The sequence below is a fragment of the Streptomyces sp. NPDC002580 genome (assembly GCF_042889485.1).
In the GTDB taxonomy this organism is placed as follows: Bacteria; Actinomycetota; Actinomycetes; order Streptomycetales; family Streptomycetaceae; genus Streptomyces.
Genome location: NZ_JBIAQZ010000002.1, coordinates 262,766 through 279,992 on the forward strand (window position 1 = coordinate 262,766; position 17,227 = coordinate 279,992).

The 17,227-nt window shown below is 72.9% G+C and carries 11 protein-coding genes; 6 read left to right on the top strand and 5 right to left on the bottom strand.

Going from position 1 to position 17,227, the window contains the following annotated elements; genetic code table 11:
- Window positions 1-91: 91 nt before the first annotated feature.
- The 4 genes from ACFYW7_RS07620 (at window position 92) to ACFYW7_RS07635 (ending at window position 5,633) form a co-directional block, all read left to right on the top strand.
- The gene (locus ACFYW7_RS07620) at window positions 92-1,387 is read left to right on the top strand and encodes a DUF2254 domain-containing protein (protein WP_389499094.1); all 1,296 of its coding nucleotides are present in this window, start codon (window positions 92-94) and stop codon (window positions 1,385-1,387) included.
- 524 nt (window positions 1,388-1,911) lie between these two features.
- Complete coding sequence (locus tag ACFYW7_RS07625; RefSeq protein ID WP_389499096.1) at window positions 1,912-2,901, top strand: alpha/beta hydrolase; 990 nt, start codon at window positions 1,912-1,914, stop codon at window positions 2,899-2,901.
- Between the two features lie 40 nt (window positions 2,902-2,941).
- Entirely contained in the window at window positions 2,942-4,180 is a 1,239-nt protein-coding gene (locus ACFYW7_RS07630; RefSeq protein WP_389500380.1) for an acyltransferase, read from the top strand.
- Between the two features lie 40 nt (window positions 4,181-4,220).
- On the top strand, window positions 4,221-5,633 hold the full coding sequence (locus ACFYW7_RS07635) for a sensor histidine kinase (protein ID WP_389499097.1): 1,413 nt from the start codon (window positions 4,221-4,223) through the stop codon (window positions 5,631-5,633).
- Between the two features lie 30 nt (window positions 5,634-5,663).
- Here ACFYW7_RS07635 and ACFYW7_RS07640 read toward each other — a convergent pair whose 3' ends face one another.
- Window positions 5,664-6,860 carry an RNA-guided endonuclease InsQ/TnpB family protein gene (locus tag ACFYW7_RS07640; protein ID WP_389499099.1) on the bottom strand — a complete coding sequence of 399 codons (1,197 nt, stop codon included), beginning with the start codon at window positions 6,858-6,860 and terminating at the stop codon, window positions 5,664-5,666.
- A gap of 155 nt (window positions 6,861-7,015) precedes the next feature.
- Between ACFYW7_RS07640 and ACFYW7_RS07645 the strand changes: the two genes are divergently transcribed.
- The gene (locus tag ACFYW7_RS07645) at window positions 7,016-7,690 is read left to right on the top strand and encodes a response regulator (protein ID WP_389499101.1); all 675 of its coding nucleotides are present in this window, start codon (window positions 7,016-7,018) and stop codon (window positions 7,688-7,690) included.
- Window positions 7,691-7,916: 226 nt separating this feature from the next.
- On the opposite strand, the gene ACFYW7_RS07650 is transcribed toward ACFYW7_RS07645, so the two are convergent.
- On the bottom strand, window positions 7,917-9,077 hold the full coding sequence (locus tag ACFYW7_RS07650; RefSeq protein WP_389499104.1) for a serine/threonine-protein kinase: 1,161 nt from the start codon (window positions 9,075-9,077) through the stop codon (window positions 7,917-7,919).
- Window positions 9,078-9,542: 465 nt separating this feature from the next.
- On the opposite strand from ACFYW7_RS07650, the gene ACFYW7_RS07655 reads away from it, so the two are divergent.
- On the top strand, window positions 9,543-10,697 hold the full coding sequence (locus ACFYW7_RS07655) for a S1 family peptidase (protein ID WP_389499106.1): 1,155 nt from the start codon (window positions 9,543-9,545) through the stop codon (window positions 10,695-10,697).
- Window positions 10,698-11,004: 307 nt separating this feature from the next.
- Here the strand turns inward: ACFYW7_RS07655 and ACFYW7_RS07660 are convergent, their stop codons facing one another.
- The 3 genes from ACFYW7_RS07660 to ACFYW7_RS07670 form a co-directional block, all read right to left on the bottom strand.
- On the bottom strand, window positions 11,005-13,794 hold the full coding sequence (locus ACFYW7_RS07660) for a hypothetical protein (protein WP_389499108.1): 2,790 nt from the start codon (window positions 13,792-13,794) through the stop codon (window positions 11,005-11,007).
- Window positions 13,795-14,049: 255 nt separating this feature from the next.
- Complete coding sequence (locus tag ACFYW7_RS07665) at window positions 14,050-14,958, bottom strand: glycoside hydrolase family 16 protein (RefSeq protein WP_389499110.1); 909 nt, start codon at window positions 14,956-14,958, stop codon at window positions 14,050-14,052.
- 258 nt (window positions 14,959-15,216) lie between these two features.
- Window positions 15,217-16,638, bottom strand: a complete 1,422-nt coding sequence (locus ACFYW7_RS07670; protein WP_389499112.1) for a lipase family protein — start codon at window positions 16,636-16,638, stop codon at window positions 15,217-15,219.
- Between the last annotated feature and the right edge of the window lie 589 nt (window positions 16,639-17,227).

Sequence of the window (17,227 nt, forward strand, 5' to 3'; positions counted from 1 at the left end):
CCTGAAGCGGCCGTCCCCCATGGACGGCAGGGACCCGTCGCCCCGAGTCGCACCACCGAGCGCCGGTCGCCACGAGAGAACGGGTACGGGCGTGCGGAAGAGGATCACCTGGGCCTTCACGTTCCGGCTGCGGCAGTACATGAAGGCAAGTCTCTGGATCATGCCGCTGTTCGGGCTCGGGCTCGGCGTGGTGCTCGCCGAGTGCGCGATCGCCGTCGACGCGTCGGGGTGGCTGCCGAGCGGCTGGCGGTATTCGGCGAGCACGGCGACCGGGGTCCTCAGCTCCATCGTCGGAGCCATGGTGGCCCTGCTCGGCTTCGTGGTGACGATCGGCGTCCTCGTCATCCAGCAGGCGACCGGAACGCTCTCACCGCGGTACATGCGCCTCTGGTACCGGGACCATCTGCAGAAGGCCGTGCTCTCCACGTTCATCGGGACCTTCGCCTTCGCGTTCTCCCTGATGCGGACCATCGAGTCGGACTCGGTCCCCGACCTCGGGGTCACCCTGGCCGGGATGGCCGTCGGCGTCAGCCTGCTGCTCCTGCTGGTCTACCTCAACCGGTTCACGCACAACCTCAGGCCGGTCGCCATCGCCGACATCGTCGGGCGGCAGGGCGTGCGCGTGTTCACCCAGGCCGCGGCGGCGGTCCGCGGCCCCGCGGTCGTCCCCGGCACGGTGGATCCCGTGCCGCCCGGCGCGCCCGTGACACCCGTGCACGCCACGGGCGGCGGAGTCATCCAGGCGGTGAACGTGTCCGCACTGGTGAGAACCGCGGCGCGCCACGAGTGCGTCTTCGTCCTGCCCCAGCTGATCGGGGACCACGTGGCCCCGGGCACCGTCCTGGTCGAGGTGCACGGCGGGGTGGCGGCCGTCGACCCGGACCGGGTACGCGGTCTCGTCGCCCTCGGGGCCGAGCGGACCATCGAACAGGACCCCGCGTTCGCCCTGCGCGTCCTCGTCGACATCGCGATCCGGGCCCTCTCCCCCGCGGTCAACGACCCCACGACCGCGGTCCAGGTGCTCAACCACATCGAGTCGTTCCTGTGCGCGGTCGGCCGGACGCCCCTGCCCGGCCGCCTCGTACTGGCCGACGAGCACGGCCGGCCACGGCTGGTGCTGCCGGGGCGCTCCTGGGAGGACTACCTCCAGCTCGCCGTCGCCGAGATCCGGCACTACGGTGCCACGTCCTTGCAGGTCTGCCGGCGGCTTCGCGCGCTGTTCGAGGGGCTTGCCGGCAGCGCGGCGGAGGTTCATCTGCCCTCGGTGCGGGCGGAGTTGGCGTTGCTCGACGAGTCCGTCGAGCGCTCCTTCGACGACCCGGCCCGACGGGCCCTCGCACGGACGGCCGACCGGCAGGGCATCGGCGGCGGGTTCCGGCGGGCGTGACACCGGGGAACCACGGGCCGTGCGCCACCCGGCACGGCCACCGGGGGCTCCCGGTCTGCGCGGCGCCGGCCCGCGATCGCCGACTTCGCGGTCGCCGGGAGACTGGTGGGGGGCGCGTGGCTCGGGGGCTCGGGGGCTCGGGCCAACCCATGGCAAGCCAGGGGCACTTCGCGGAGCGGCGGCCGCACGCGGGCCCGCACGGCCGCTGGCCCACCCGCCCCTGTGGTACCCGTAGTACTTGAGAGCTACGCCGTAGAAGAGTTCTCGGGCGGGACGCGGACGACGAGCGCGGACCCGTAACTTCCCCTTCAGACAAGCCCGATGGCCGCACGGCCGGACGACCGGGCGGACGGGGAGGGAAGACGACCATGGGGCGCGCTACGGGGGCGGCGGGGGCGGCGACGACGGGGAGTCCGGCTCCGGGGAGTTCGACATCGGGAAGCTCGGCTCCGGGGAGCCCGACTTCAGAGAGTTCGGCGCCGGAGAGTTCGGCTCCGGGGAGCCCGACATCCGGAAGCTCTGCCGTGGAGGAGGCCCGAGCGGGGGCTCGGGGGACCGGTGTCCGCGGCTGGCGTCGGGGGCTGCTCGCCACCCTCGTCGCCTCCGCCGTGGTGGTGCCGCTCTCGGCCGCGGCCCGGCCGGAGATCCCCGCCCCGGCCCCCGCCGTCCTCGGCCCGTTGACGGCCGCCTCACTGGACGAGGCCTACGCCGCCAACCGAGCCAACGCTGCCGAGGCGTCCCGTATGGCCGCCGCCCACGGCGACCGTCACCGGGCCTCGGCGGACCGCGCCCTGGCCACCCCCGCCCGGCACTTCATCGCCTTCGACGGACGCGGTGACGGCCGCGCGACCGAGGTCGTCGGCGACCTCGCGCACGCGGACCGGGTGGCGGTCCTGGTCCCCGGCTCCGACACCTCCCTCGACACGTTCGAGCGGTTCCGGGCCGGTGCCGCGGCCCTCCGCGAGGAGCTCGAACGGCAGGCCCCCGAGGGCACCCGTACCGCGGTGGTGGCCTGGCTCGGCTACCGCACGCCAGGCACGGTCAGCGCCACGGTCACCACCACCGGCCGCGCCGAACGGGCGGCGCCGCACCTGCGGGATCTCGTACGGAGGTTGCACGACATCACCGGCCCCGAGGCGCACGTCTCCCTGCTGTGCCATTCCTACGGCTCGGTCGTCTGCGGCCGGGCCGCCGCCGGCCTGGACGTCGACGACATCGCCATCGTCGGCAGTCCCGGCACGGGTGCCGACTGCGTGGACGGCCTCCGTACGCCCGCCCGGGTGTGGGCGGCCCTCGGCGGCGACGACTGGGTGGCAAACGTCCCGCACGTCAGCGCCGAACTGCTCGGCACGACCGTCGGCTTCGGCACCGATCCGGTGTCCCCGGCCTTCGGCGCCCGCGTCTTCGCGGCGGGCACCGGCGGCCACAGCGACTACTTCACCCCGGGCTCGGTCTCCCTCGCCAACCTGGCCCGGATCGTCCTGGGCGAGACCTCGGAGGTGACCCGTGCGTGAGTCCACCCGTCAGCCCGTGCCCGAGCCGGTGCGGGAGCCGGTGCGGGAGCCGGTGCGGCGTCCACGCGCCCCGCGCGGTGCGCTCGACGCCATACGGCGGGGCGCCGACCGCGTCGACACCGCGACCCCCGCGTCGCGCGACCGTGCCGTCGACGCCCTGCGCGCCTTCGCCGTCCTCGGTGTCGTCCTCGGCCACTGGCTGGTGACCGCCCTCGTCGCGGACGGCGGCACACTGCGCGCGGCGAGCCCGCTCCAGCACCTGCCCCGGCTGGCCCCCGTCTCCTGGGTCTTCCAGACGCTCGCGGTCTTCTTCCTGGTCGGCGGCCATGGGGCGACCCGGAGCCACACCTCGGCCCGCGCCCGTGGCGCGACCTACGGCCGGTGGCTGGGCGCACGGCTGTCCCGGCTGTTCGGACCGGTGGCCGCCGTCCTCGCCCTCTGGACACTGGTCGCGCTCGCCCTGCTCCTCTCCGGCACGGAGGTCGCCACGGTCCGCACGCTGGTCAAGCTGGCACTGTCGCCCCTGTGGTTCCTCATGGTCTTCGCCTGTCTGACGGCGGCGACCCCGCTGCTCACCCGGCTCAACCCGCTCTGGCCCCTGACCGTCGTCCTCCACGTGGACCTGCTCCGCTTCGGCCTGGGCGGCCCGTCATGGCTCGGCTGGGTGAACCTGGCGGCGGGCTGGCTGGTGCCGTACACCCTGGGCGCGGCCTGGGCCCGGGGCGAGCTGGAACACGCCCGCCCGGGGTGGATCCTGTTCATCGGCGGGGTGGTGGCGACAGCGCTGCTCGTGGGCTTCGCGGGTTACCCGGCCTCGATGGTCGGCGTCCCGGGCGCCTCGGTCTCCAACCTCGACCCGCCGACCCTGGCGGTGGTCACCTTCGGTCTGGCCCAGTGCGGTCTGGCCCTGCTGCTGCGCGACCGGCTGCGGCACGCTATGCGCAGGCCACCGGCCTGGGCGGCGGTGGCGCTGGTCAACCTCTCCGCGATGACGGTGTTCCTCTGGCACCAGACGGCCATGATGGCGGCGACCGCGACGGGACTCCTCGCGGGCCGGCTCCCCGGCCTGCACACGGTGCCCGACGGACTGGGCTGGGTCGCGGCCCGCCTGCTCTGGCTACCGGTCTTCGCCTCGATGCTGGCGGTGTGCTGGGCGGCGTTCCACGGCTTCGAGAACACCGGCGGCCGGGGCGTGCGCGGGAGAAGGGGCGGGTCTCGGGTCCTGCGCGCAGGACAGCGCCCGAAGCCGTCGGGACGGTCGGCGGTCCACCGTGTCTAGGGTGGTGCGGACCAACGAGGTGGAGAGGCGGCCGACCAGGGTGGAGAAGCATCTGATCCGGGGCCTGCGGGTTCTGCGCGACGATCTGTGGACGCTCCGGGCGGACCCGCTGCCCCCGTCGGTGTGGCTGCGCTGGCTGCCGCACGGCCTGGTGATCCTGGTCGGCATCGGCACCACGCTGGGCGGGGCGGATCAGATCGTCGACGGCTACCGCCAGGGCGCGGGCTACGCGGTGCTGTGCTCCGTGGCGCAGGGCGTGGCGCTGGCGCTGGCCCTGTGGCGGCCTGTTCCGGCGTGGTGGCTGTCGACGACGGTCACGGTCGTCGTGGCCATGAACGCGCGCTCACAGCTTCTCTCCGGCCAGGGCCGGCCCGGTGCCCCTTGGCCCTGGGGCGTATACGGTCTGACCGCCCACGCCATGGTGCTGCTCCTGCTGGCGCTGCGGGTGCCCTCCCGTGCCTCCGTGACGGCGCTGGGCCTGACGGTGCTGGTCACCTACGTCATGGAAGGACTCGTCGGGGCCTCCGGCTACGGGGCGACCGGACCGACGGCGGCGATCGTGTTCTCCGCCGTCGTCCTCGTCGGCATCGCCCTGCGCGGCCGCCGGGTGGCCCGCAGTCAACTCGTGGAGCAGGCCGGCCGGACCGCGGAGGAGCGAGGCCGGCGCACCCTGCTGGAGGAGCGCAACCGCATCGCGCGCGAACTGCACGACGTGGTCGCCCACCACATGTCGGTGATCTCCATCCAGGCACAGGTCGCCCCGCACCTGGTGGAGAACCCGTCCGAGGCGCTGAAGGAGAACCTCGCCGGCATCCGGCAGAACGCCCTGGAGGCGCTCGCCGAACTGCGCCGGGTGCTCGGCGTGCTGCGCTCGGACAACCCCGAGGACCCCTACGGACTCGGCGCGGCCGGCACCGGCTCCGCCCCGGACACCCCGCAGCCCACGCTCGACCGCCTCGACGCCCTGATGGAGAACACGCGCCGCGCCGGTCTTGACGTCGTCGCGGCCGTGGAGGGCGAGTCGCCGGTGTATCCGCCGGGCGTGCAGCTGTCGGCGTACCGGATAGTCCAGGAGGCGCTGAGCAACGCGCTGCGGCACGCGCCGGGCTCCCGGGTGCGCGTCGAGGTCGTGCACCTGCCCCAGGGCCTGCACCTGGAGGTCGCCAACTCCCGTCCGGGCCGGCCCGTCCGGCCTTCGCCGGGCGCGGGGCACGGCCTGCTCGGCATGCGGGAGCGGGCGGTGATGCTGGGCGGCCACGTGAACGCGCACCCCACGTTCCACGGCGGTTTCACGGTCACGGCGTTCCTCCCGAGGGACGGCCTCGCGGCAGCTCCCGGTTACTCGGCCGCGTCCGTCGCCTCCGCCTCCGCCTCCGACGACCCCGGCATCCCTGGGGAGCTCGAACTCGTCTTCCCGGACGACCCGCCCGCGACAGGAAAAGGAACCCCTTGACGTAATTCCCTCCCTGAAGCGAGGGGATTCTTACGGCTCGCGCCGTGAGACTTCCTGTTTCATCGCCGACCGCCCGCCCGGAGAACTCCGTTGAGGTCTTACACCAGCTCCGCAGGCTGCAACCGCCCGTCCGGCGGCCAGAAGGTTCTTCGCTGCGTTCACGTCCCGGTCGTGGGTCGTTCCGCAGTCGCACATCCAGGTGCGAACGTTCAGCGGCATCTTGTCAGCCAAGGTGCCGCAGGCAGAGCACAGCTTGGACGAGGGGAACCACCGGTCGACGGCGATCACCTCACGCCCGTACCAGGCGGCCTTGTACTCCAGCATGCCCCGGAAATCCGACCATGCCGCATCGGAGATGGCGCGGGCCAGGCTCCGGTTCCTGACCATGTTGCGCACGGTCAGGTCCTCGATCACGAGCGTTTGATTTTCACGCACGAGTCGGGTTGTCAGTTTGTGGAGGTAGTCCCGGCGCCGGTCGGCAATCCGGGCATGGATCCGGGCGATCTTGTGCCGGGCCTTGGCCCGGTTGGCCCCGTCACCCTTAGCCTTCTTCGCCAGGCGGCGCTGGGCCAGGGCGAGCCGGGCGCGGTCGCGGCGCTCGTGCCTCGGGTTGGCGATCTTCTCACCGGTGGACAGGGTCAGCAGGTGGTTCAGTCCCACGTCGATGCCGACAGCCGTGTCCGTGGCGGGAAGCGGCACGATGGTGGGGTCCTCGCACAGCAAAGACACGAACCAGCGCCCGGCAGGATCACGGGACACGGTCACCATGGACGGCCGAGCGCCTTCCGGCAGCGGACGCGACCACCGGATGTCCAGCGGGTCCGTCATCTTCGCCAGCGTCAGTTTCCCGCCACGGAAGCGGAACCCCGAGGTGGTGTACTCAGCCGACGTACGGGATTTCTTCCGGGACTTGAAGCGGGGGTACTTGGCCCGCTTGGCGAAGAAGTTGGTGAACGCCACCTGGAGGTGCCGCAGGCACTGCTGGAGCGGAACGGAGGAGACGTCATTGAGGAACGCCAGTTCCTCGGTCTTCTTCCAGGCGGTCAGCATGGCCGAGGTCTGGTTGTAGTTGACCCGCTCCTGCCGTGTCCATGCCTGCGTCCGGGCCGCGAGGGCCAGATTGTAGACCTTGCGGACACAACCGAAGGTGCGCGACAGCTCTGCTGCCTGCGTATCCGTCGGATGGAAGCGGTACTTGAATGCCCGCTTCACGTGGGCTGTTGCCATGCCTCACAAGCTAGGGGGACTACAGGTGAAAACCAAACCTATGGGTCAGGTCACGGTCTTTCGCCCAGGGGGCGAAAGACCGTGACCTGACCTGCTCCGCAAGGGTCTCGTTCCCTCCCCCACCTGAAGGTGGGGGCATCCACGAAAGGACTCAGATGACGAGCGGCACCATCCGCGTACTCATCGCCGACGACCAGCAGATGGTCCGGCAGGGCTTCACCGTGCTGCTCAACACCCATCCCGGCATCGAGGTGATCGCGCAGGCGGTGGACGGGCTGGACGCCGTCGCCAAGGCCACCGAACTCACCCCGGACGTCGTCCTGATGGACATCCGCATGCCCGAGCTCGGCGGCATCGAGGCCACCCGCCGGATCACGGACCGGATCCCCGGCATCAAGGTGCTGGTGCTCACCACCTTCGACCTCGACGAGTACGTGTACGACGCGCTGCGTGCCGGGGCGTCCGGGTTCCTGCTGAAGGACGCCTCCGCGGACCAGCTCGCCGAGGCGGTCCGGGTGGTGGCGGCCGGCGACGCCCTGCTGGCACCGGGCATCACCCGCAAGCTGATCGCCGAGTTCTCCCGGCTGGACGGGAACCACCGTGCCCCGCTGAAGGAGCGGGTCGGGGACCTCACCGAGCGCGAGACGGAGGTGCTCACGCTGATCGCGCAGGGATTGTCGAACGCGGAGATCGCCGCGCGCCTCGTGGTCGCCGAGCAGACGGTGAAGACCCATGTGGGCCGCATCCTCGTCAAACTGGGCCTGCGGGACCGCACGCAGGCGGCGGTGTTCGCGTACGAATCGGGCCTGGTGAGACCGTCCGGCTACTGAGCCCCGGCCGATGGACCCGGGCACCCGTGGCCGTTGTGCGTGGGACGGATCCGCCGGAACCGTTCCGGCGCCCCGCCACGACGTCGCCAGGACCGTCCGGCGCCCCGTGCCCTCAAGGACGTCGGCGGCCTGGAAGGTCTGGGTGGACCGGGAACAGGCCGGGGCGGGCCGGGGACCGGTGCCGCGCTCCGGCCGGCGCCGCTGTCCTCCCGCGTCCGTCAGGCCGTCACGGAGCCGCGGGAGAGGCGCTCGGCTCGGTGGCCCCGGGAGAGGTGCTCGCCGTGCCGGACGTCTGCGGCCCCGGGGTGTCCGCGGAGCTGCTGTCGGGCGAGAACACCGCCACGCCCACGAGCACCGCCAGCAGGAAGACGGCGACGCCGGCGGCGGCGCCCACCGCCCGCGGCCGGTTGCCGAGGAGTTCGCCGACGCCGGGTCGCCGGCGTCGGCGTGACCGGTGGCCGCCGGCGGAGTCCCGCGCCACCGACGGCAGGGCGTACGTGGTCGCGGGGCCGGCGGATCTGAGGTCCTGCCGGTGGCGTCCGGGTTCCTGCACGGCGGCGGGGAGCGGCTCGCCGCGCCCCTTCCAGGCGTCCGAGCCGTACCAGGAGGCCGCTTCGAGAGCGGTCGGCCGGTCCTCGGGCTGCTTGGCCAGAAGACTGAGGAGATGGTTCTCGAAGGCCGGCGGCAGGTCGGCGCCGAGCTCCCGGGGAGGCGTGGGAGCTGAATCGAGGTGGTGGTGGAGGACCGCGACAGGGCTGGCGGCCTGGAACGGGGGCCGTCCGGTGACGAGTTGGTAGAGCACACAGCCGAGGGAGTACATGTCGGACGGCGGCCCGGCGGTCTTGCCCAGGGCCCGCTCGGGAGCCAGGTACAGACTGGTGCCGACGATCTGGCCGGTCGCGGTGAGGCCGCCCGCCGGGTCGTCCATGAAGCGGGCGATCCCGAAGTCGCCGATCTTCACGCTCCCTTGGGCGTCCAGGAGCAGATTGCCCGGCTTGATGTCCCGGTGCACGATGTTCTGCTGATGGGCGGCGGCGAGCCCCGCCGCGGACTGGGCCGCGATCCGGGCGACGCGGTCGGCGGGAAGCGTCCCGGCGGTGGCGAGGACATGGGCGAGGCTGTCGCCCTCGACCAGCTCCATGACGAGGAAGAGCCGGTTCTCGTAAGCCCCGAAGTCCAGTACCCCCACCACGTGGGGATGGTTCAGCAGGCCCGCGGTCTGCGCCTCCAGGCGGAACCGGGCCGCGGCCGTCGGGTCCGCGTCCTGGGAGAGGAGCAGCTTGACCGCCACGGACCGGCCGATCATCTCGTCGTGGGCCCGCCACACCTCACCCATCGCGCCCCGCCCGAGAGTGGTGTGCAGGCGATACCGCCCCGCTATCAGCACTTGTGCTTCATCCTCACGCCGTTGGGATTCGTCGATCACCGCGCGGCAGATGCCCTACCGAGCATGAGTGATCATCGGGGCGCCGCAGCAGGTTGAGCCTACTGCCAACACGACGGTGATCAGACGCTGTTCACGCTCGGCCTCAAGATCGCAGAGAAGCGATCGGAGTGACACCGGGCGCTGACCGAAAGTGACGCCGGAGGCCGGCTCCAGGGGCGGTCGGCCAGGGCGTACGGGATCGGTCCCGACACCGGATGCCGGGCTCGGCGCGACACCTCCGCCGAAGCGGGCACGTGAGCGCCGCCCATGCGGTGCGGGACGCGGGAACGCCGCCCGCAGAACGGTCGCACATTGGTATGGACCTGCCAACCGACTCGGACTACCCTCGTCCTCGCAACTTTGAGAGCGCTCTCTCCTGCCCTTCGCCCCACTCACCGGTCATCGGATCGACGAAAGGCAACTCCCTTGAGACGCACCACACTTCTGCGAACAGCCGTGTCCGCCGCCCTGCTCGTCAGCGCCGCGGCCGTCGGACTCCCCCAGGCCACGGCCGACGACGCCCCCGTCACCGCCCGGGCCGCTCACGCACCCGCCTCTCCCGCACTCGTCGAGGCCATGCGGCGCGACCTCGGGCTCACCGAGGAACAGGCGACCGCCAGGATCGCCGACGAGACGGCGGCACGCGGCGTGGAACGCGCCGCCCGGCGCGTGGCCGGCTCCTCGTACGGCGGCTCCTGGTTCGACGCGAGGAGCGGCCGGATCGTCGTGGCTCTCACCGAGGCGGCCTCGCGCGGGGCCGTCGAGGCGACCGGCGCCCGGGTCACCCTCGTCGAACACAGCCAGCGGCAGCTCGACGCGGTGAAGGCGCGCGTCGACGCACTCGACGCACCGGCAGGCGTGGCCAGTTGGCGGGTCGACCCGAAGGCGAGCTCGGTCGTCGTCGACGTGGTCTCCGCGCACGAGGCCGACAACGATGTCCGGGCCTTCGTCTCCCGCGCCCGCGCGTTCGGCCCCGTCACCGTACGGAAGACCGGCCAGGCGCCGACCACGTTCGCGGCGGGCACCGTGGGCGGCGATCCCTACTACACGGGCAACGTCCGCTGCTCCATCGGCTTCTCCGTGTACGGCGGCTTCATCACGGCGGGTCACTGCGGCCGGCCGAGCGCCGGTGTCAGCGGCTGGGACCGCAGCTACATCGGCAACTTCCAGGGCTCGTCCTTCCCGGACAACGACTACGCGTGGGTCAATGTGGGCAGCGGCTGGTGGACCGTTCCCGTCGTGCTCGGCTGGGGCACCGTCTCCGACCAGCTCGTCCGCGGTTCGGCCGAGGCCCCGATCGGAGCGTCGATCTGCCGCTCCGGTTCGACCTCGCACTGGCACTGCGGAAACGTCCTCGCCAAGAACGAGACCGTCAACTACAGCCAGGGCGCGGTACACCAGATGACCAAGACGAGCGTCTGCGCCGAACCCGGCGACTCGGGCGGCTCGTTCATCAGCGGCGACCAGGCACAGGGTGTCACCTCCGGCGGCTGGGGCAACTGCGGCAGCGGTGGTGAGACCTGGTACCAGCCCGTGAACGAGATCCTCAACCGCTACGGACTCAGGCTCCACACCGCCTGATCCACCGGCACCGGCCCGCCGCCGTCCGCGGGCCGGTACCCCGGCGCGCGACACGCTCGCGGGCCGGTGCCCGCTCCGCGCGTTCGGCTCCAGGTCACCTCGGGGCCGGAACACCCCGTGACGCGCGCGGGGCGGGCGAGGCGACGGCCCTCGGACGGACGGCGCGTCCTCGCGCGACCCCTCTCGTTCGGGGGATCGCGCGGGGACTCCGGCCCGGCGTCGGGACGGGGCCGGGCGCGCCCCGGACCGACCCGACGCCGGGCCGGGTCACGCCCGGCCCGGCCGGCTCGCGGGGCCGCGGAACCCCTTACGACGGGTCGTGCACCGTGCCGGTGAACTCCGCCCCGTCGTGCGACTCACCGTTCTCGTCATAGAGGGTCAGCCGCAGGCGTACGGTCTCGTCCGGCTCGGTCCGGTCGTCCGTGACGGTGGGGATGGTGATCGTGGCGCTCGTCCGGCCGGCGGGGATGTCCACGAAGAGGGGGAGTCTGCGCACCTCGGACAGCGGCCGCGCCGGCAGGGGTGACTCGCCGGAGTTGCGCAGCCAGTCGGGATCGACGTCCGTGGTGGACAGTGCGGCGCCGCCGGCGACCGGCAGGACGCCGACGTCGGCCGGGAAGTCCGTGTCGGCCACCGCGGAGAGCGACACCTTCCACGTCAGCGCGCGTCCCTCGGCGGCCCGGACGGAGGACGGCGCCACGCTCAGGGTGGGCCTCGGATCGTCGTTCCGCGCGATGACACCGCCACTGTGCGCGCCGACCACGGCGCCTCGGACCGCCTTCACGAAGACGTCGCGCGACACGTCGTAGCCGAAGCGCGTGTTGCCCCGGACCTCGACCTTGACGTAGGGGGTCCGGCCGCCGGGCCGTACGGTCACCTCACGGGTGGCGGTCCGGCCGGTGGCCGGATCGGCGACGAACAGGCGGACCTTTCCACTGCCGTGCCCGGAGACCCTCACCGGTACGCGGTAGGTCCGGGCGCCCGAGTCGCCCTCCTGGACGGTCAGCCGGCCGATGTCCACGCGCGGGAGCTCCGCGGCGAGGACGGCCGGGGTTCCGGCGCGCCAGCCCCACGAGTCGACGAGCCACGCCTGACCGGAGCCGGTGCGCGGGACGAGCTCCAGGGACGCCACCCGCCGCAGGTCGATCCGCGCCCGGGTGGCGGCGGTCAGGGGCACCCGGACCTCCTGGCCCCAGTGGGAGGCGGTGCGGTTGGTGCCGGGCAGGCCGTCGAGGTGGACGCGTCCCAGGACGGCCCGGTGACCGGCGGTGTCGGTCAGGGCGACGTCGAGCCGGGTGTCCCCGGAGTTCGGCGGAACGATCAGGCGCAGGGCGAGGGCCGAGGCTCCGGTGAGCGGCACCGGCGAGGCCGAGCGCACCCGGACCGTGGAACCGGCCGCGGTCCAGCGCATCGCCACGGCACTCCGGCCCGGCTCCTTCGACGCCTCCCAGCGGGCGAAGTGCGGCGAGCGGCCCTTCGTGCCGGAGGTGAGGCACGCGGCGGAGTCGTCCTCATCCACCTCGGCACACAGCCGCCCGCCGTCGACCCCGACTCCCGCGTCCGGCAGGAACGCCGGGGTGCGGCCCGCGCCGACCGCGTGGCTGAGGACCCGCGCGGGGCCGGCGGAGGGCGCCCGGCGGCCCGAACCGTCGAGCAGCGGTCGTACGCGGTCGTCACCGACGACGAACAACCGCGCGGCCGCGGCGATGTAGGTCGCCCCGACGGTCTGCTGCTGACGGGCCGTCAACCTCGTCCCGGTGCCCGGCGAACACACCGGGTCCGGCTGGTTCCCCTCCCAGAAGTCGTCGTCCGCCGGTGCCTGGGCCTGGCCCGGAGTCCACTCGCTGTTGAAGAAGTTGTGGTTCGCGCCGACCACGTAGAGGGCACTGTGCAGGGCGGTGCCCTGGCTGATGCCGCGTGTCGCGTCCACGTACATCTCGCCCTGGAGGTCGGACACGTCCCCGTCGCAGCCGGGCAGGATCGTCGCCGACGGCACGTCGGGCGCCGGGTTCTGCCCGAAGATGGTGGGGCCGATCAGCACGGTGCCCCGGATGTGCCAGCGCACCGGTCCGCGGTAGCCGTCCTGGGCGGCGGGGGCCGGGTACAGGCTGTCCATGGCGGCCCGGTTCACGCCCTCGCCGCCGCGCGAGTGGCCGACCAGCAGGACGCGGGCCAGATCGGCGGGTGCCGTCCGCCGTACGATCTCGGGGGCCGAGGACGGGTCCGCCGACCAGTCGGCCCAGTGGGCCAAGTGCTGCCGCACCAGGGACGATCTGGCCTGCGCGCCGCCGTCCTCGGCGGCGTAGTCCTGTCCGTTGACACCGTTGGCGGAGATGGAGACGGTCACGTACCCCTGCGAGGCGAGCAGTTTCTGGGCGCTGAGGTAGCCCTTGTGGCTCGGGATCGGTTGCGCGCCCGCGGGGCAGGGCCACTCGCCGCCGAACCCGTCGCCGCCGTAGCAGGTGGCGTGCCGACCGTGCAGGAACAGGGCCAGCGGACGGTCTCCCTCGGCGGTGGTGGGCGCGACCACCACCGCGCTCATCTCCACCGGGGCGGGGAAGCCGGGCAGCCGCACCGGGTCGAGCGAGTAGTCACCGGTGGCCGTGCGATAGGGGCCCCGCTTCCCGGGGTCGACCGCGTTGGCGGGAAGGGTGGCCGCCGGCCGGGCCGCGGCTCCGGGCCGCGGCCCGGCCAGCGGGTCCCGTCCGGCACCGGCCGCGTCCAGCCGCCGGCCGCCGGCCAGCGCCTGGAGATCAGCGGGGTTCCCGAACGTCGCCGCGCCGAGCGCGAGCCGGAAGGACCGGCCGTCCCGCGCGCCGACGGGTCGGCCCAGGAGCCGGTCCCCGGCGTAGAACGCGACGCCTGAATCGCTCATGGGCACCGGGGCGTCAGAGCGCCAGAGCAGTTGCCGCGCCGCTCCCTCGCCGGTGACGCTCCAGCCGGCCGGAAGTCCGTCGTCGGAGTCGGCCGTCGAGACGAACCGTCCGGACTGCGCGGCGCCCACCGCAACCCCCAACGCCTCGGGCGATCCTGGCAGTCCTGCGGCCGCCGCGAGCAACACCGCGGCGACAACCCCTATTCGACGGACACGGAACAAGATGTTTCTCCTCTGATCGGCACACGCCGTTGCCGCTCCGTTCGACACGAAGCGATCTCCCCGCCCCACGAGGACGATGGACGGGGCCCAAAGGTTGCATCACGTCACCGGGTCATCTTCTTTCTCAACTCCCCCACAGGGAACAGGAGTCGGGCTGTTCGGCACGACGGTCGAGCGGCCCGGGAGAGACGGGCCCGCCGCCGTGTGCGGAGCTCTCGGGGTCGCGGCCGTTCCCACGCCGTCCGGGCGGGGGCGTCACTTCCACCCGTAGGCGTAGGCGGCCACCCAGGTGACGTCGAGTTCGGCGCTGCTGCCCGGAGCGGCGCCGGGGCCCTCGAGGGCGCTCTCGTTCTGCATCACCCAGGAGAGCGGCGTGGAGGGGACCCGGCGGGTGTCCTCACCCGTCTGCCGGCCGTCGACGAAGAAGCGCACCCGCCCGGGGGTCCATTCGGTCGAGACGGTGTGCCACTCGGTCCAGTCGGCACCGCTCGGGAAGTAGCCCTGCTCACCTCCTCCGCAGGGATGGTGGAACGCGGCGATGCCGCCGGTCCACTCCCCCTCGGGGTGGTCCATCTCGCAGCCGCCGCCGTAGTGCAGCCAGGCGGATTTGTATCCGGGGGCCACCTTCGACACCCTGATGCGGGCGCTGTACTTGCCGTACGCCAGCTGCATCACGGCACGCGGTACGAGCGCCGCAGCGTGTACGGGGCCTCCGTCCTCGGGACGCCACATCCGGATGCGCATCATCCCGTCGCCCCGCTCGCCCGGGCCCACGCTCACCGTGTCCTCGGGGTGGTACTCGCCGACGACGTCCCGGCCCCGGTCGTTCGCGGTGTCCTCCCAACCGGTCGGATAGGCCCACCAGTTGTCGCGGTACTCGCCGCTCAGCCCGCCGCAGTACGCGCCGGACGTGTCGACGTCGTGGTCGCAGTCGCTGAACGAACCGAGCGGCACCCGGTCACCGTTGAAGTCCTCCGCGAGGACCTGCCAGAACGGCCCGCAGTCCCCGCGGGGCAGGACGGTAGCCGTGCTGTGGCAGGCGTCCGCCGGGCGGGGTGCCCCGTCGGCCCGGGGCACCCAGATCAGGGCGCCGGCCAGGAGGACGAGGCCGAGAGGAACGAACAGAGCGCGCCGGCGCCGGGCGGGCACCGCGTGTAAGCCCATCGGAAGCCTCCCTCGCTCCCCGACAACTCCCGGGTGCGCGTGCCCCGTTCCTTCGAGCGAGGCTCCCGGGAACCGTTCCGGACACCGCCCGCGGGACCGAGCACCGCGCGAGGGAGCATCCTCGCGTCGCGACGGGAGGGACACCACCCCGTGGACACCGCCCGATACGGACGGCCCGGCTCCGACGCGCGGGAGTCCCGGTGGCGGCGGTCCGCGGGCCCGGCGGTTCGAGTCCGTCCGGGGCCCGCGGCACCTGCCTCAGGGCTGCAGAGGCATCGTCCAGCAGTTGGAGACGACCCGCTTGCCCGAGAGGCGGGCGGTCAGCCAGGAGATGGCGTCGCCCTGGTCGGTGATGAGCGGCGCGACGTGGTTGGTGAGCAGGCCGTCACCGAGGTTCGGCAGGATGACGGCGTCATAGGTGATGTTCGCGCCCTTGCGGCACCAGTCGACGGCGAGTTGCCGTGCCTGGCCGTGCGGCACGATGTCGTCCTGGACGCCGGTGACCACGCGCACCGGACTGGTCGGCTTCAGGTTGCCGATGCGCTGGGCGGCGAGCGTGGCCGTGAACTCGGGCGAGCTCGCGACGATGTCGCTGACGGAGGCTCCGTCCGTCGTCCACGACCTGCTCCTCTTGAACGCGTATCCGAGGATCGCGTCGCCGACGCACATCGTGGACAGGTCGTTCAGCGCAGCCTTCCCGGCGGAGTTGAGGTGGGCGTCCGCGATGGCCCGCAGGTCGGGGTCGGACTGCAGGAAGCCGTTGAGGGACCATCCCAGGGCACCGGCGAGGGCACTCCCGTCGATGCCCTTGATCACCTCGGTGAGGTCGGCGGGGGGCGCTCCCGCGTAGGTGCCGGCGAGCGTGATGTCCGGGGCGTAGGAGGGCTGGAGCTCGGCCGCCGACGCGCTGGCGCCGCCGCCCTGGCTGTAGCCGAACAGGCCGACGGGTGAGGCGGCGGTGATCGTCGCCCCGGTCAGGGCGCGTGCCGCGCGCACGGCGTCGAGCAGGGCGTGGCCGCCGTCGAGGCGGTTGACGTAGGTGTGGAGCCGGTCGGTCGCGCCCAGTCCGACGTAGTCGGTGACGACGACCGCCGTCCCGGCGGCGAGGAGCCGGTAGATCGCGAGGTCCTCGTAACCGACGGAGACCGTCTCGCCGTTCAGGGTGAGCGGGTGCTCCAGCCCCATGGAGGCCGCGCACTGGTCGCCCTGTCCCATGGTGCCGGGGGCGAGGGCCACGAGAGGGCGCGGGCCACCGCCCTTCCAGGCGGCCGAGGGCTCGATGTAGGCGCCGGTCACGGCGACGGGCAGGCCGTTCGAGTCGGTGGACCGGTACATCAGGCGGGTCGCGGTGCCGGGGAGCGGACCGTCGAGGCCGGGCAGGCTGAGCGCGAGCGGCAGGGGTTCCGTCCGGATCAGGGCGCCGTTGGCCGACGGGAGGGTCGTGGGCGGCTGGTAGAAGGCGGGGATGGTCACCCCGCGGGAGACCACGTCGCCCGTACCGGCCGCCGCGGCGGGGAGCGCCTGGACGGTCAGACAGGCGAGGACCGCCACCGCGGCGGCGAGGAGGCGGCCACGACGCGGTGCGGCGGTTCCGGTGCGCGCGGACGGCGAAGGCTGTTCCGTACAGGGACGTCGGGTGGACACGGGGTGCGGCTGGCCGTTGCTGTGGGGTCGTTCCATGCGGCTCACTCCCTGCTTCGTCAAAACGTGGGGGTCGTGCGGGCGGCCGACGGCGTCAATGGCGTGACGCCGGTTCCGAGGGGGTGCCGACGGAACCCGCGGCCGGGGAACTTCCGGCCGCGGACTCGGATCGGTGGGGGAAGAAAGGCAGCACGGAGAGACGGGCGTGGGCGGGGTGAGGGCTTCGGCCCGCGTCACGGACGAGGTGAGGCGGGGGAACCGCACACGCTCCGTCGGCCGGTCGGCGCGTGGTGCGGTGCCCGCACGTCGTACGGCGGCGGGCCTGGTGGCATCTCCCGAGGGGGTCGTGCGCGGCGGTGCCCCGGTGCTCGTGGCTGCGACTCCGCCGTCCCGCGCTGTCCCGTACTGCCCTGATTCCCGCCTGTTCCCGTGCTCGGTCCTGTGTTGGTGCCTGTGCTTGCGCTCGACAGCGGCGGACGTCGAAGTCCCGTGCGACGTCCGCTAGTTACTCCCGGGTTACATCTGGAGAGTAGGAGCGGATGTCACTCAGTGACAAGGTGTCTGCGTGCGTCATTTCCGTGGGGCTCGCTATGCTGCCCCCGAGCTGACAGACAGGGGTGGTGGGGCG

Bases quoted from the DNA above. Each gene is read 5' to 3' on its own strand.
- ACFYW7_RS07640 (WP_389499099.1), bottom strand. From the start codon at position 6,860: ATGGCAACAGCCCACGTGAAGCGGGCATTCAAGTACCGCTTCCATCCG.
- ACFYW7_RS07645 (WP_389499101.1), top strand. From the start codon at position 7,016: ATGACGAGCGGCACCATCCGCGTACTCATCGCCGACGACCAGCAGATG.
- ACFYW7_RS07665 (WP_389499110.1), bottom strand. From the start codon at position 14,958: ATGGGCTTACACGCGGTGCCCGCCCGGCGCCGGCGCGCTCTGTTCGTT.
- ACFYW7_RS07670 (WP_389499112.1), bottom strand. From the start codon at position 16,638: ATGGAACGACCCCACAGCAACGGCCAGCCGCACCCCGTGTCCACCCGA.